We start from the raw sequence: 15,599 nt of genomic DNA on the forward strand, positions 1-15,599 counted from the left end.
CGGACGTACACTGGACACCATGATCCGCCTGTTCATCGGCCTGCTCGTGGCCCTCGCCGTCTTCACGGTCTACACCGTGATCGACGTCGCCCTGAGCAATCGCCACTCGGTGCGCGCGATCCCCAAGTGGTCGTGGGTCCTCGTGGTCCTCCTGCTGCCGATCATTGGTGCGGGCCTCTGGTTCTGGATCGGCCGCCCTCGCAAGCAGCGCTCCGAGGGCCGCCGTTTCACGGCTCCGGACGACGACCCCGACTTCCTCGGCACCCTCCGCCGCGAGCGCGACCCGGAGAAGGAGCGCGAGCAGGCCGAGCGCATCGCCCAGCTCGAGCGCGACCTCGCCGATCTCGACGACTCCGGCGAGTCGGACGGCACTGGCCGTCGGGATGCCTGACGCGGCTCCGGTCGCCCCCTCCACCCGTTTCGCGGTCGACCTCCTCACCCGCTTCGTCGCGCTCGGCGTCCGCGACGTCGTCGTCTCACCCGGCTCCCGCTCCCAGGCACTCGCGCTCGTCGCGGCCGAGCTCGAGACCCGCGGCCGCATCCGGCTGCACGTCCGGATCGACGAGCGCTCCGCCGGATTCCTCGCCCTCGGCCTCGCGCTCGAGACCGGTTCGCCCGCCGTCCTGATCACGACCTCCGGCACCGCGACCGCCAACCTGCACCCCGCCGTGCTCGAGGCCGACGCGTCCGACGTGCCGTTGATCGTGCTCACGGCCGACCGACCCGGCGAGCTGCGCGGCATCCGCTCCAACCAGACCACCGACCAGGTCGAGCTGTTCGGCCGCGCCGTCCGCCTCTTCGAGGACGTCGCGGCCCCCGACGCGCAGACGCCGGCGGAGTCGGCCTGCGCCCTCGCCGACCGCGCGCACGCCGCGGCGCTCCGCCCGGGCGGCCCCGTGCACCTCAACCTGGCCTTCCGCGACCCGCTGTCCTCGCGCCTGCCCGCCTTCGACGTGCCCGAGCCCGGATCCGCCGCACCGGCCCCGGACGAGGCCGCGGTCGCCCCGGAGACGATCGCCGCCGGCCCGCTCGAGCCCCTCACCGTCGTCATCGCCGGCGACAAGGCCGGGGCCGAGGCCGAGGCGCTCGCCCGCGCCGGCGACTGGCCGCTGCTCGCCGAGGTCTCCTCCGGGGCTCGCTTCGGTCCGCAGCTCGTCGTCACCTGGCGACGCCTCCTCGCCGAGCCCGGGTTCGGCGGCCGCGTCCGCCGGGCGATCGTCCTCGGCCACCCGACCCTCTCCCGCGAGGTCCCGGAGCTGCTGCGCCGCGAGGACGTCGAGGTCATCGTCGTGGACCGCGGTCGCCGCGAGTTCTACAACCCCGGCCGCCGTGCGCGCAGCGTCCGCGCCCTCGCCGTCGTCCGTCCCGAGGACTCGCCGCGGCCCGAGCGGTCGGAGCGCGCCTGGGCCGGCTCCTGGGTGTCGGCGAGCCGCGCGCTCGTGGCCGACGCCGACCCCGACGCGATCCCCGAGGCGCCCGACGGCGGCTCGATGTCGATCGAGGACCGCCGGGGCTACGCCCGGAACGCCCTGACCGCGATCCGCGCCCCGCTCACCCGCGAGTTCGTCGTCGCCGCGGTCTGGCGCGTCACCTGGCCGCACGACCGCCTGCTCTTCGGTGCCTCCCGCCTCATCCGCGTCGCGGACGGCTCGCTGCCCGGCAAGCGGATCACCGTGCACTCCAATCGCGGGCTCGCCGGCATCGACGGCACGGTCTCGACCGCTCTCGGCATCGCCGTCGCCTCGCAGTCCGCCGACGCGGGCTCGGGAGGCGCCACCCGCGTCGTCCTCGGCGACCTCACGCTCCTGCACGAGGCGGGCGGACTGCTGCTCGCCCCGGGCGAGCGCCGCCCGCGCGTGCAGCTCGTCGTGGTGAACGACGGCGGCGGCACCATCTTCGACGGCCTCGAGGTCGCCACCAGCTCGGCTCCCGACGCCTTCGACCGCGTGCAGTTCACGCCGCAGACCGTCGACATCGCGTCCCTGGCGACGGCCTACGGCTGGTCGCACCGCCTCGTCGCCACCCGCGGCGAGCTGGAGCAGGCCCTCACCTCGCCGGGCGAGGGCCCGGGCATCGTCGAGATCGCGCTCGAGCGCTGATCTCCCGCCCCGGCGGCCGCGGCCGTCAGCTCAGGGCGTCGAGGATCGGGCGGAACTTCATGCCCGTCTCCGCGAGCTCGGTGGCGGGGTCGCTGTCCGCGACGATGCCCGCACCGGCCCACGCGGTGACCGCGCCGTCGGGGGAGACCTGCGCGCTGCGCAGCCCCACGGCCCACTCGCCGTCGCCGTTGCCGTCGATCCAGCCCACCGGACCGGCGTAGCGGCCGCGGTCGAACGGCTCGAGCTCCTCCAGCAGGGCGAGCGCGCGGTCGGTCGGCGTGCCGGCGACGGCGGCGGTCGGGTGCAGGGCGTCGACCAGGTCGAGCGCGGTCGAGGCGTCGTCGAGCGTCCCGCGGACGTCGGTCGCGAGGTGCCACAGATTCGGCAGCTTCAGAGCGAAGGGCTCCGGAGTGGTCGTGAGCGCGCCGGTGTGCGGCCGCAGCTCGCGCAGCAGGCTGGCGATGGCGAACGCGTGCTCGGAGCGGTCCTTCGGGCTCGCCAGGAGGGCGCGCACGATCGCGGCGTCCTCCTCCGCGTCGCCGCCGCGCGCGCTGGTGCCGGCGAGGACGCGCGCGGTGATCGCGCCGTGGTCGACCCCGACGAGCGTCTCGGGACTGGCACCGAGGAAGCCGTCGACCGCGAAGGTCCAGCAGTCCGGGTAGCCGTTCGCGAGATCACGGAGCAGCCGACGGCGGTCGGCGTCCCGGGGGAGCCGTCCCTGCAGGTCGCGCGCGAGGACGACCTTCTCGAGGGCGCCCGAGCGGATCGAGCCGACGGCCGACGCGACCACGGCGCGATACGCGTCCGGCGTCATCGCACCGGGGAGGAGGGGGAGGCGGAACTCGTCGCCGAAGGGCAGCGGAGCGGGGACCGCCGTCGAGCCGGCCGTCTCGTCGGCCGTCCCGATGCGGGTCAGCCACGACCGCCCGCCCCGCGAGCCGATGACCACGCGGGGGACGATCAGGACGCTCGTCGCGCTCGACCGGCTGGAGAAGGCGAAGGCCCCGAAGGCCACCAGTCCCGTGCCCGGGACGCCGAGCGGATCAGCGACGACGGCCGCAGCCGACAGTTCGCGCCACGCTGCGGAGGCCTCGCGGATGCGATCCGGGCCGGAGAACTCCAGCCGCAGCGCCTCGCCGAGCCCGGCCAGTCCTGCGCCGCCGCGCTGCCAGAGCAGCGGCTGCCGCGGATCGACGCGGGTGATCAGCTCGTGCGGGCCGTCGAGCGGTGTCGTCTCGGCATGGAGGGGAGGAGCTCCGGCCCCGGTCGATGTCACTGCTCCACAGTACGCCCGCCGCAGAAAGCGAGACGTTGTGCGCCGGGACCACCCTCGCCCGGGGGTCCGCTGCTACGGTTTCCTCGTCCGGGGCCGCCGCAGCTAGGCGGAGCAAGGCGGCCCCGGCACCTCCGCCCCGTCCCGCTCCCTCCGCGCGGCTCCGCCGGTCCGGCGCCGGTCGCCTGAGCGGATGTGCAAGGGCAGTGGATGCACAGCCGCCACTCCGCTCCTCGCCCTAGACTCGTTGATCGTGACAAAGGCAGACCTCACCAAGCGGCCCGACGAGGTCGCTGCCATGTTCGACACGGTGGCGCCCGCCTACGACCTGACGAACACCGTCCTGTCCGTCGGCAACGACCACCTCTGGCGGATCGCCACGACCCGCGCCGTCAACCCGGCGCCGGGCGAGCGGATCCTCGACGTCGCGGCCGGCACCGGCACCTCGAGCGCCTCGCTGGCGCGCTCCGGAGCGCAGGTCGTCGCCGCCGACTTCTCCCGCGGGATGATCTCGGTCGGCCGCCGCCGGCACGCCGAGAACGAGCTCATCGAGTTCGTCCTCGCCGACGCGATGAAGCTCCCCTTCGAGGACGACTCCTTCGACGCCGTCACCATCTCCTTCGGTCTGCGCAACGTCTCCGAGCCGCGGACGGCGCTCGCCGAGTTCTTCCGCGTCGTCAAGCCCGGCGGCCGCGTCGTGATCTGCGAGTTCTCGACCCCGCCGCTGAAGCCCCTCGCCGCTGCCTACGACTTCTACCTGTCGAAGGTCATGCCCGTGATCGTCGGCCTCGCCTCCTCCAACGACCCGGCCTACGACTACCTCGGCGACTCCATCCGCGCCTGGCCCGAGCAGAAGGTCGTCGCGGGCTGGCTCCGCGCGGCCGGCTTCGAGCGCGTCGCCTACCGCGACCTCACCGCCGGGATCGTGGCCCTGCACCGCGGGATCAAGCCGATCGCGGCGACCTGATGCGCGCCCAGGGGCCTGCCGGGCCGAGACGTTAGGGTTTGAGTGTGAACGCCAGTGCGCCCGTCGCCCGCCGCAGTCCGTCTCTGACGGCGCAGCTCGGCCTCTCCGAGCGCATCTTCTCGACCGCTCCGGACCGCGCTCTCGCGCGCGCGATCGACGACGGGCTGGAGCGGGTCGAGGCCGGCATGGTCCAGCAGCTGTCCTTCGCGGACGCGGTCGCCGACGTCTCGACGCGCTACCTGCTCGAGGCGGGCGGCAAGCGGGTGCGGCCGATGCTCACCCTGCTCACCGCGCAGCTCGGCCGGGGCAACACCCCCGAGGTGCTCAGCGCCGCGCAGGCCATCGAGATCACCCACCTCGGCTCGCTCTACCACGACGACGTGATGGACGAGGCGGAGAAGCGCCGCGGCGTGCCGTCGGCGCAGACCGTCTGGGGCAACAACGTCGCGATCCTCACCGGCGACCTGCTCTTCGCCCGGGCGAATCAGCTGATGACCGAGCTCGGCGAGCGCGCGATCCGGCTGCAGACCGACACCTTCGAGCGCCTCGTGCTCGGGCAGCTGCACGAGACCGTCGGCCCGGGCACCGGCGAGGACCCGGTCGAGCACTACCTCGGCGTCCTGGCCGACAAGACGGGCTCGCTGATCGCCGCCGCCGCCCGCACCGGCGTCGTCTTCTCCGAGGCGCCCGCGCCCTTCGAGGAGGCGGTGCGCGTCTTCGGCGAGAAGATCGGCGTCGCTTTCCAGATCGTCGACGACGTGATCGACCTCTCGCCGCAGCCGGAGGAGACCGGCAAGAACCCGGGCACCGACATCCGCGCCGGCGTCTCGACGCTGCCGATCCTGCGCCTGCGCGAGCGGGCCGCCGCCGACCGCGACGCGGCCGTGCTGCTGGCCCGGATCGAGAGCTATGTCAGCCGCACGAACGACGCGATCGCGCACACCGACGAGCAGAGCGCCGACATCTCCGACGCCATCGCGCAGCTGCGCGACCACCCCGTGACGGCGCAGACCCTCGCCGAGGCCCACGCCTGGGCCGATGAGGCCGTCGACGCTCTCGCCCCGCTGCCCGACGGGCCGGTCCGCAAGGCGCTCACGCGCTTCGCCGACACGGTCGTCGACCGCAACGGCTGACCGAATCGTCGCGGCGCGCATTCGAGCGCCGCAGGAATGAGTCCGGAGACGCGCCTCGGCGCCCCGGCAGGAGGAATGCAATGACCAAGCTCAGGCTGGCCATCGTCGGCGCGGGTCCCGCGGGCATCTACGCCGCCGACCTCATGATCAAGGCCGAGAAGAAGTACGACGTCTCGATCGATCTGTTCGAGCACCTGCCGGCGCCCTACGGACTCGTCCGCTACGGCGTCGCGCCCGACCACCCGCGGATCAAGGGCATCATCACCGCGCTCCGCGAGGTGCTCGACCGCGGCGACATCCGCATCTTCGGCAACGTGCACTTCGGCACCGACATCACGCTCGAGGACCTCAAGCGGCACTACAACGCCGTCATCTTCTCGACCGGCGCGATCCGCGACGCGCCTCTGGACGTCCCCGGTGTCGAGCTCGAGGGCTCCTACGGCGCCGCCGACTTCGTCAGCTGGTTCGACGGCCACCCCGACGTCCCGCGCACCTGGCCGCTCGAGGCTTCCTCCGTCGCCGTGATCGGCAACGGCAACGTCGCGCTCGACGTCTCGCGGATGCTCGCGAAGCACGCCGAGGACCTGCTGCCCACGGAGGTGCCGCCGAACGTCTACGACGCGCTGGCCGCCTCGCCCGTCACCGACGTGCACGTCTTCGGCCGCCGCGGACCGGCGCAGGTCAAGTTCACTCCGCTCGAGCTGCGCGAGCTCGGCGAGCTGCGCGACGTCGACATGATCGTCGCCGACGAGGACTTCGTGCTCGACGCCGCCTCGCAGGCCGCCATCGAGACGAACAAGCAGGTCATGGTGATCAACCGGGTGCTGAACCAGTGGCGCACCCGCGAGGTCGGCTCGGCCTCGCGCCGCCTGCACCTGCACTTCTGGGCCAAGCCGCTCGAGCTCGTCGACGACGGCACCGGCCGCGTCTCGGCCATCCGCTACGAGCGCACCGAGCCGGACGGCGAGGGCGGCACCCGCGGCACCGGTGAGATCCGCGAGATCGCGGTCCAGGCCGTCTACCGCGCCGTCGGCTACTTCGGCTCCCCGCTCGACGGCCTGCCGTTCGACGAGATGCGCGGCGTCATCCCGAACCGCGAGGGCCAGGTGCTGGACGACAACGACGAGCCGGTGCACGGCGTCTACGCCACCGGCTGGATCAAGCGCGGACCGGTCGGCCTGATCGGGCACACCAAGTCGGACGCGATGGAGACCGTCGGGCACGTGCTCAACGACCAGGCGTCCTGGTGGACCCCGGCGCACCCCGAGGAGTCGGCGGTCGTCGCCCTGCTCGAGGAGCGCGGCGTCGCCTACACCGACCTCGACGGCTGGCACCGCCTCGACGAGCACGAGCAGGCGCTCGGTGCTCCGCAGGGCCGCGTGCGCGTGAAGGTCGTCCCGCGCGAGGACATGATCTCGATCTCGCGCGGCGAGACCGTCTCGAGCTGACGTCCGCCGTCGAAGGGCCTCCGGAGCGATCCGGGGGCCCTTCCGTGCGTGCGCCGCGCGCCAGGACGCCGAGCAGGCCCGCCGTGGACTCCCAGGGATCGCTACCGTCCCTGGGATGAGCGCACGAGCAGGGGTCGAGGGTCGGACGAAGCGAGCGAGGACGGCAGCCGTGGTCGTGGTCCTGACACTGCTGGCCGCGCTGCTGGCACCGCCGGCACAGGCGATGACTCAGCCTCCTCCGCCCGGCGCGAGCGCGCCGACGCACCGCGTGGACGTCCGCCGTCCGGGCGCGGACGGGCTGACCCTGAAGCATCCGTTGTCGGACCTTCCGTACCGCGTCGTCCGCGTGGCGCCGGGCATCGGCGTCACGGACATGATCCCGTCCGCGCGAACGCGGGAGAACGGAATGGACCCGGACGGAGCGGTGCTGTCGGAGGACCGCTTTCAGACGCTGGTCGATCGGGTCTCGGACGTCCTCGATCGCATCCGAGCGACTCCGACGGGCGACCTCGAGCTGAAGGCGATCCCGCATCTCGTCGGCCCCGACGCGACGTCCGTCTGGACCGTGTCCGGGCCGGACGGATCCGCGCCGGTGAGGTCGGACGTGCAGATCGTGTTCGCGGGACGCGCCCACAGCGGGCTCGACGGGACGACGGCGACGACCTTCGACCCCGACCTCGCGGGAGTGGGCAGCATGATCAGCCTGAGCCCGGACTTCTGGGAGGAGGGGGACTCGGCACGGTCGATGTGGTTCGACCCCGCCTCGGGGGAGGGCCGGATCCTGAGCACCGCGACGGCCGTGCACCACGAGCTCATGCACGCGGTGGCGGCGGCGGCGGGAGCCGAGCCGACGGGCGAGATCTGGGTCCTCACACCCGAGTGGACGAGGTGGCCGCTGACCGGTTCCGCGGACGGTGACGGTGAGATCCAGGAGAACTTGACGGAGGTGTTCGCGCACGGGGGTCCACGCGGGTTGACGGAGGCGCGGGCGGTGCTCACGTCGCGCGGCCCGAAGGGTGAAGCGCCGGTGTTCACGACGGAGGAGTTCCCCTCGATCGGCGTGGATCCGTGGTTCCTGCGGGCTCAGAGGCATGCGACGGACAGGTCTCTCGCCGCCGGCACTCCGGCGGCGCAGCGGGAGGCCTGGCGCCGCACCGCGGCGGCCCGGTTGAGCATGGCCCTGCATCCGCCGACCGAGCTCACCTTCGCGCGCGAGCGGGGCGTCGTGACGCGCCCCGAGTACAACGCCAGCACGTTCGAGCTCAAGGGAGAGCTGCTGACGACGCTCGATGTCACCGTCCATCACGGCTTCGCCGACTGGGAGGCGCCCGATCTGCGGGGTCGGACCGACGTCGTGCCGATGAGAGGGACGTGGGAGGCGCCGGAGCCGCCCGATTCTCCGCCTGCCGCGCCGGCGGGGGCGACGAGCCGGTCCGCTTCACCCGGCGGGTCCGAGGACCGACTCGGGGCGCGCTCGGGGGAGTCGTGCCTCACGTGCGCGGTCACGGCGCACCGGCGTCCGTCCCAGGAGGACGCGGCGGCCTTCACGGCGCGGGTGGCGGCGGAGGTGGGGTCGGCGTTCGAGGGTCCGCGGGCGGTGCAGCGGCGGGTGCTGGCGGATCCGGTGGGGGATGCGATCCGGCAGGTGCACGGGCCGGGGCTGGCGTCGGGGGTGTGGGCGCGGTATCCGAAGGTCGTGTCGGGGTTGGAGCGGGCGTCGTTCCGGTTCCTCGCGGGGTCGGACTCGCTGAGCGCGGCGGGCATCGGGCTGGATGTTCTGGGGTTGATGCAGGGGGATGTGAGTGCGCTGTCGATCACGAACACGACGGCGGACATCGTCACGACGATCGCGCCGATGCTGGGGTCGCGGATCGCGACGACGGTCGGTGGTGCGGGCGCGGTGGTCGGGTTCATCACGTCGACGATCGCGTTCAATCAGGGTGGCAGCTCGACGGATTACATCTTCTCGATGGTGGGGTTGGTGGCGAGCGCGATCCCGGAGCTGGCACCGCTGATGATCCTGTACACGGCGGCGTCGATCTGGTCGCGCACGTCGCCCGTTGAAGGGGCGATGGATGCGGGCCAGCAGATGGCGATCGCGTTCAAGGACTGGGCGCTGCCGTCGCTGGAGAAGCAAGCGGGTGCGATGGCCGACGCGATGCGCGACGCGGTCTCGGACCGGATGGAGGAGGCCCGCTACCGGGCCGACTATCTGCAGACGAAGGTGGATCTGGAGCAGCTCAGCGCGGGCGAGGACCTCACGACCGGCGGTGGCCCCGGGGACGGTCAGGAGCAGAAGCGCCTGATCCGGGAGGCGACCGATCAAGAGCTCGCCCGGATCGCAGAAGCGGGGGTGCTCAGTCTGGACCAGGGGTTGGATGCTCTGCTGGACGTGTACAACAACGGTGCCGTGTTCACCGAGTTCCGCAAGAAGTGGGCGGACACGATGAACGAGAACGGGGGCGTGTCGATCAACGGGTTCAAGCACCACGTCGACCTCGACGCCCTGCCCACGACCGACCCGACCCCCGTGCACGTGGACGAGTTCACGACCCCGCTGGGCTCGATCCGGACGACCATGCAGAGCCGCTACCGGCACGCACTCGACGCGCTGCCGCTGTGGGCGCCGTCGAAGAACGCGTTCGCGACGCCGATGGTGACCGAGGAGAAAGTGCTCGCCACCGTGACGAAGGTGCAGCGGGACTGGGGCTTCACCGCGCCCGCAGCTGCGGCGACCGTCGACTCGGTGACCTCGTTCACCGGGACAGGAACGCCGGGCTCGTTCGTGCAGATCTGGAACCCGAACACCCACGCCCTCGTCTGTGGGGCGACGAAGGTCAACACGGTCGGACTCTGGGTCTGCCGCAACGAGAAGGGCTTCCAGGAACCGGGGACGAGCGCGACCTACGAGCTGTACTCCTCGACGACCGACACGGGCGGGTTCGCGAGCACCGGCAAGACCGTCACCGTGACGACGACGGGGAAGGCGAAGCCCGAGCCCGTCGTCGAGTGGGGACCCGACCTCCGGGTCGAGGGCCGCACCGTGATCGGCACCGTCACCGCGGGCGCGGTCGTGCAGCTGCAGTCCATGCCCCAGGACAGCACCGACGCCGACAAGAACGGACTCCCTGTTTCCGATCCGGTCACCGCGGCGGACGGGCACTTCACCCTGACCGCGCGACCGGATGCGCCCGGTGGCAGCACCCGTCTCGTCGCCACGTTCAAGGACCACACGATCGCCGAGCGCATCGTCCTGGACGGCGGACCGACCGTCCCGGCCCGGATCCCGGAGAGCGTCGAGGGCTCGCCGATCCGCATCCTCCACCTCACCGCGACCGGCATCGAGGGCGTCGTCCCCGCCGGTCAGAGCGTCCAGCTCCGCCTCGGCGAGGACCCAGCGCTGCCCTCGGTCGCGACCGACGTGACCGGCGCCTTCCGCGTCACCTTCGACCGGCCGATGCCGAATCCGCAGACCATCACCCTGCGCACCTGGCCCACGGACAAGCCCTGGCAGCAGAGCACCCGCACTGTCGCGTGGGCCGGCCACGACCAGTGAGCACCAGACCGCGGTGCTGAGGAGGCCCTTCCGGCCCGGTCGCCCTCAGCGTCTCCCGGACGTCGGAGGCCTCCTCTAGGCTTCGGGCACCGCTGACGGACGGAGACCCGATGACGATGCCCGACCTGCCCGCGCCGAGTCCCGGCAGCAGCCCGCACGACGTCATCCGGGTGCGCGGAGCCCGGCAGAACAACCTGCGCGGCGTCGACGTCGACATCCCGAAGCGCCGGATCACGGTGTTCACCGGCGTCTCGGGCTCCGGCAAGTCCTCGCTGGTCTTCGGCACGATCGCGGCCGAGTCGCAGCGGCTGATCAACGAGACCTACTCCGCGTTCCTGCAGCAGTTCATGGGCTCGCCGGCCCGGCCGGACGTCGAGTCTCTCGACGGGCTGTCGGCGACGATCGTCGTCGATCAGGAGCGGATGGGTGCGAACGGCCGCTCCACCGTCGGCACCGCGACCGACGCGTACACGATGCTCCGCATCCTCTTCAGCCGGATCGGCGATCCGCACGTGGGCACCAGCGGGGCGTTCTCGTTCAACCTGCCCGAGGGCATGTGCCCGCGCTGCGAGGGCACCGGCCGAGTCTCCGACATCGACCTCGACTCGCTGCTCGACCGCTCGAAGTCGCTCGAGGGCGGCGCGCTCGACGCGATCCCGAACTTCGTCGTCGGCGGCTGGTACTGGAAGAGCCTCGCCGAATCAGGGCTCTATCCCGCCGACGTGCCGATCGCCGACTTCACTCCGCAGCAGCTCGAGGACTTCCTGTACAAGCCGGCCGTCAAGATGCCGATCGCCGGCATCAACATGACCTACGAGGGCCTCGTGGTCAAGGTCACTCGCCTGTACCTCGCGAAGGAGGCGGCTCAGGCACACATCCGGGCCTTCGCCGAGCGGGTGGCCGCCTTCGGCCCCTGCCCGGAGTGCGGGGGAGCGCGGCTCACCCGCGCGGCGCTGGGCTCGCTGATCGAGGGCCGGAACATCGCCGAGTGCTCCTCGATGCAGGCGACCGACCTCGCGGAGTGGCTGCGCGGGGTGCGCGACCCCTCCGTCGCGCCGATCGTCGAGGCGCTGCTGGGCACGCTGGACGCGCTCGTGCAGGTCGGGCTCGGCTACCTCTCGCTCGACCGCGAGTCCGGGACGCTCTCCGGCGGCGAGGCGCAGCGGGTGAAGATGGTGCGGCATCTGGGGTCGAGCCTCACCGACATCACCTACGTCTTCGACGAGCCGACCGCCGGGCTGCACCCGCACGACGTCTCGCGGGTGATCGAGCTGCTGCGGCGGCTCCGCGACAAGGGCAACACCGTGCTCGTCGTCGAGCACAAGCCGGAGATCATCGCGGTCGCCGACCACGTCATCGACCTCGGGCCGCGGGCCGGCTCGCACGGCGGCGAGATCCGCTTCGAGGGCTCGGTCGAGGCGCTGCGCGGATCCGACACCCTCACCGGGCGCCACCTCGACCACCGGGTGCCGCTCAAGAGCGAGGTGCGCCGGCGCACGGGCGTCGCGGAGATCCGCGGGGCCTCGACGCACAACCTGCGCGGGGTCGACGTCGACGTGCCGCTCGGGGTGCTCACCGTCGTCACGGGCGTCGCCGGGTCGGGGAAGTCCTCGCTCATCCACGGCTCGCTGGCGAAGCGGCCGGGGGTGATCGTCGCCGACCAGTCGCCGATCCGCGGCTCGCGGCGCAGCAACCCCGCCACCTACACCGGCGTGCTCGATGCGATCCGCACCGCCTTCGCGAAGGAGAACGGCGTCAAGGCGGCCCTGTTCAGTGCGAACTCCGCGGGCGCCTGCCCGGTCTGCAAGGGCGCGGGGCTGATCTTCACCGAACTCGGCCCGGCGGCGACCGTCTCGTCGATCTGCGAGGAGTGCGAGGGCAAGCGGTTCACCGCGGAGGTGCTCGAGTACCGGCTGCGCGGGAAGAACATCCACGAGGTGCTCTCGATGCCGATCGTCGAGGCGGCCGAGTTCTTCGGCTCCGGGCCGGCGCACACGATCCTGGCCCGCCTCGTGGACGTGGGGCTCGGCTACCTCACCCTCGGGCAGCCGCTGAACACGCTGTCCGGCGGCGAGCGGCAGCGGCTGAAGCTCGCGATCAACATGGCCTCGAAGGGCTCGGTCTACATCCTCGACGAGCCGACGACCGGCCTGCACCTGGCCGACGTCGACAACCTGCTCGGCCTGCTCGACCGCCTCGTCGACTCCGGCTCTTCGGTGATCGTGATCGAGCACCACCAGGCGCTGATGGCGCACGCCGACTGGATCATCGACGTCGGTCCCGGGGCGGGGCACGACGGCGGGTCGATCGTCTTCGAGGGGACGCCGGCCGACCTCGTCGCCGGTGCGCAGACCCGTACCGGCGACGCGCTGCGGGCGTACACGGCCTGACCGGACGGCGCTCGAAGAGCCTCTTCTGGTCGAGCCGCCGCGAAGCGGCGTCTCGAGACCCGGACTCCGAACGACGGTGGATCTCGATACGCCCGCTTCGAGGGCTACTCGATCAGCATGAGTCGCGCTCTCTCCGGGGCTGCTCGGTCAGCAGGAGATTCATGCTGGTCGAGTAGCCCCGCCGGGGCGTACCGAGACCCGCCGTCCTCCGCAGGGCGGGCCTGAAGGCTCATCCTCTGGCGCCGGTGGATCTCGATGCGCCCGCTCCGCTGGCTACTCGATCACCATGGCTGTCCCGCCTCGGCGCGATATGGCGCCCGGCGTCAGCGCGAGAAGGGGCCGCTCAGGGCCGCCCACTGCAGCAGCATGATCGTCTTCGCGTCGATGATCTGGACGCCGATCTGCGCGAGGGCCTCGTCGAAGGACAGCTCGACGAGCTCGGTGTCCTCACCCTCGTCCGCGAGCCCGGCGTAGACGCCGTCGCTCGAGCCGGCGCGGTAGGGGCCGGCGTAGAAGTGCAGCATCTCGGTGATCGAGCCGGGGCTCATGTACGCGTCGAAGACGTGCTCGAGCCGGCCGACCTCGAGGCCGGTCTCCTCGGACGCCTCGCGGCGCGCGCCCTCCTCCGGACCGTCCTCGTCGAGCAGACCCGCCGGCACCTCGAGCAGCATGCCGTCGAGGTTGCCGTTGACGTAGGTGGGGTAGCGGAACTGCCGCACGAGCACGACGGAGCGCGCCTCGAGGTCGTAGAGCAGCACGGCCGCGCCGTTGCCGCGGTCGTAGGTCTCGCGGTGCTCGGTGGTCCAGCGGCCGTCGCGGTGCCGGTACTCGAACTCGGTGGTGCGCAGGACGTACCAGTGGCTGGAGAGGAGGGTCACCGACTTCACGACCACGTCGGGGTTGCCGGTCAGGTCGTAGCCCTCGCGGTCGAGGCCGGTGCGGCCCCGAGCATCGGGGGCGTCGATGCCGCGGCGGGTCTGCGTGCTCTCGGAGTGCGACATCCCTCAGCGGAAGTTGACGAACTGGAGGTCGAGGTCGAGGTCGGCCCCGCGCAGCAGCGCCATCGTCGCCTGGAGGTCGTCGCGGCTCTTGGACGAGACGCGGAGCTCGTCGCCCTGGATCTGCGACTTGACCGACTTGGGGGCCTCGTCGCGGATCAGCTTGTTGATCTTCTTCGCCTGCTCCTGGTCGATGCCGTCCTTGAGCGTCGACTCGATGCGGTACTCCTTGCCCGAGGCGAAGGGCTCGCCGGAGTCGAGGCTCTTGAGGCTGATGCCGCGCTTGATCAGCTTGGTCTGGAAGACGTCGAGGATGGCGTTCGCCCGCTCCTCGGTGTTCGCCTTGATCAGGATCTTCTCGCCGCTCCACGCGATCGAGGCGCCGACGTTCTTGAAGTCGTAGCGCTGCTCGACCTCCTTGTGGGCCTGGTTGAGGGCGTTTTCCGCCTCCATCTTGTCGACCTTGCTGACGACGTCGAACGTTGAATCTGCCATGCCTCCGAGCTTAGCTTTCGCGCCTCCGCCGGGCCGATCCGGAGGCGCGCCTGGTACGAAGGGACGGTGCGCCGCCTCCCCGCCCTGCTGATCCTGCCGCTCGTCGGTCTCGTGCTCGTCGGCTGCACCCGCCCCGCGGAGCCCGCGGTGGAGTACGAGGACGGACTCGTGACCGTGCCACCGGCCGCCGCCGCGCCCGCCGCGGCCGACCCGGCCCTGCTGAAGGACCCCGAGGAGACGGCGGCGACTCCGGTGCGACGGCTCACGAGCGAGGACTGGCTGGCGGGCACCGCCGAGGGCAGCGGGATCCCCGTCCGCGCGCTCACCGCCTACGCGGGCGCGGCGCTGCTCACCTCCTCCGTCGATCCCGGCTGCGGACTGGACTGGGCGACGCTCGCCGGCATCGGCTACGTCGAGAGCCGGCACGGCACGATCTTCGGCGGCGAGCTCGGCGAGGACGGCCGCCCGACCGAGCCGATCTACGGACCCTCGCTGGACGGCACGCGGTTCGACCGCGTCGAGGACAACGACGGCGGCGCGCTCGACGGCGACCCCGAGACCGATCGTGCGATGGGCCCGCTGCAGATCATCCCCGCCACCTGGATGCGCTGGGCATCGAGCGGCTGGGACCCGCAGAACGTCGACCAGCAGGCGGTCACCGCGGCGCGCTACCTCTGCCAGGCGGGCGGCGACCTCACCACGCAGTCCGGCTGGCGCGACGCGATCGCGGCCTACAACCCGGCGACGAGCTACGCGGGCAAGGTCGCCGAGGCGGCGTCCCGCTACGCCGCGGCGGCGGGCTGAGGCCGATTTCCGATCCGGGGAGCGCGTGGGTATCCTTGTCCAGCGCCTTCGGTCGAGAGCTTGACTCCCGGTCGGGTGCGCGACGGCGAGTTACCCTAGCGGCCAAAGGGATCTGACTGTAAATCAGACGGCGTAGCCTTCGGGGGTTCGAATCCCTCACTCGCCACAGCACTGCGACCGAAGCCCCGCACGCGCCTCCACGAGGCGGGTGGCGGGGCTTCCTCCGTCTCCCGATCTTTCTGGAGCGTGGGTCTCGATACGCCCCTGCGGGGCTACTCGACCAGCATGCAGGTGCTGCGGCATTCAGTGCTCATGCCGATCGAGTAGCCCGCACAGCGGGTGTATCGAGCGGAGGGGGCGCCTTCGGCGCCAGCGCAGGGCGGGGAAAGGATCTTGTGGCTGGCTCGTTGTGGTTGGACGATGGAGGGGTCGCGGT

The 15,599-nt window shown here is 72.0% G+C and carries 11 protein-coding genes and 1 tRNA gene; 9 read left to right on the forward strand and 3 right to left on the reverse strand.

Annotated features, from left to right (window positions below):
- Positions 1 to 19 precede the first annotated feature (19 nt).
- The gene (locus EDF45_RS14800) at positions 20 to 391 is read left to right on the forward strand and encodes a PLD nuclease N-terminal domain-containing protein (RefSeq protein ID WP_123447864.1); all 372 of its coding nucleotides are present in this window, start codon (positions 20 to 22) and stop codon (positions 389 to 391) included.
- On the forward strand, positions 384 to 2,099 hold the full coding sequence (gene menD, locus EDF45_RS14805; protein WP_123736796.1) for a 2-succinyl-5-enolpyruvyl-6-hydroxy-3-cyclohexene-1-carboxylic-acid synthase: 1,716 nt from the start codon (positions 384 to 386) through the stop codon (positions 2,097 to 2,099). Before EDF45_RS14800 ends, menD begins: the two co-directional genes overlap by 8 nt.
- Positions 2,100 to 2,124: 25 nt before the next feature.
- Here menD and EDF45_RS14810 read toward each other — a convergent pair whose 3' ends face one another.
- Positions 2,125 to 3,375 (reverse strand): isochorismate synthase MenF, encoded by a 1,251-nt coding sequence (locus EDF45_RS14810; RefSeq protein WP_123736797.1) that lies wholly within the window; start codon positions 3,373 to 3,375, stop codon positions 2,125 to 2,127.
- Between the two features lie 250 nt (positions 3,376 to 3,625).
- On the opposite strand from EDF45_RS14810, the gene ubiE reads away from it, so the two are divergent.
- From ubiE to EDF45_RS14835, 5 genes are all read left to right on the forward strand, one after another.
- The gene (gene ubiE / locus EDF45_RS14815; RefSeq protein ID WP_123705614.1) at positions 3,626 to 4,339 is read left to right on the forward strand and encodes a bifunctional demethylmenaquinone methyltransferase/2-methoxy-6-polyprenyl-1,4-benzoquinol methylase UbiE; all 714 of its coding nucleotides are present in this window, start codon (positions 3,626 to 3,628) and stop codon (positions 4,337 to 4,339) included.
- A 44-nt stretch (positions 4,340 to 4,383) separates the two neighbouring features.
- On the forward strand, positions 4,384 to 5,472 hold the full coding sequence (locus EDF45_RS14820; RefSeq protein ID WP_123736798.1) for a polyprenyl synthetase family protein: 1,089 nt from the start codon (positions 4,384 to 4,386) through the stop codon (positions 5,470 to 5,472).
- 80 nt (positions 5,473 to 5,552) lie between these two features.
- Positions 5,553 to 6,920: an FAD-dependent oxidoreductase gene (locus tag EDF45_RS14825; protein ID WP_123705336.1), complete on the forward strand. Its 1,368-nt coding sequence runs from the start codon at positions 5,553 to 5,555 to the stop codon at positions 6,918 to 6,920.
- Between the two features lie 316 nt (positions 6,921 to 7,236).
- Complete coding sequence (locus tag EDF45_RS14830; RefSeq protein WP_148060300.1) at positions 7,237 to 10,476, forward strand: hypothetical protein; 3,240 nt, start codon at positions 7,237 to 7,239, stop codon at positions 10,474 to 10,476.
- 116 nt (positions 10,477 to 10,592) lie between these two features.
- Positions 10,593 to 12,866, forward strand: a complete 2,274-nt coding sequence (locus EDF45_RS14835) for an excinuclease ABC subunit UvrA (RefSeq protein ID WP_123736831.1) — start codon at positions 10,593 to 10,595, stop codon at positions 12,864 to 12,866.
- Between the two features lie 323 nt (positions 12,867 to 13,189).
- Here EDF45_RS14835 and EDF45_RS14840 read toward each other — a convergent pair whose 3' ends face one another.
- Entirely contained in the window at positions 13,190 to 13,867 is a 678-nt protein-coding gene (locus EDF45_RS14840; protein WP_123705333.1) for an NUDIX domain-containing protein, read from the reverse strand.
- A gap of 3 nt (positions 13,868 to 13,870) precedes the next feature.
- A complete protein-coding gene (locus EDF45_RS14845; protein WP_123736800.1) occupies positions 13,871 to 14,359 on the reverse strand; it encodes a YajQ family cyclic di-GMP-binding protein in 489 nt (162 codons plus the stop codon).
- 66 nt (positions 14,360 to 14,425) lie between these two features.
- Between EDF45_RS14845 and EDF45_RS14850 the strand changes: the two genes are divergently transcribed.
- Together EDF45_RS14850 and EDF45_RS14855 are read left to right on the forward strand one after the other, a co-directional pair.
- Complete coding sequence (locus tag EDF45_RS14850) at positions 14,426 to 15,163, forward strand: hypothetical protein (RefSeq protein ID WP_260312221.1); 738 nt, start codon at positions 14,426 to 14,428, stop codon at positions 15,161 to 15,163.
- A gap of 84 nt (positions 15,164 to 15,247) precedes the next feature.
- Positions 15,248 to 15,329 (forward strand) — tRNA-Tyr (locus EDF45_RS14855).
- The last annotated feature ends 270 nt before the right edge of the window (positions 15,330 to 15,599 follow it).

The sequence above is a fragment of the Rathayibacter sp. PhB186 genome, from assembly GCF_003751825.1.
Classification (GTDB): Bacteria; Actinomycetota; Actinomycetes; order Actinomycetales; family Microbacteriaceae; genus Rathayibacter; species Rathayibacter festucae.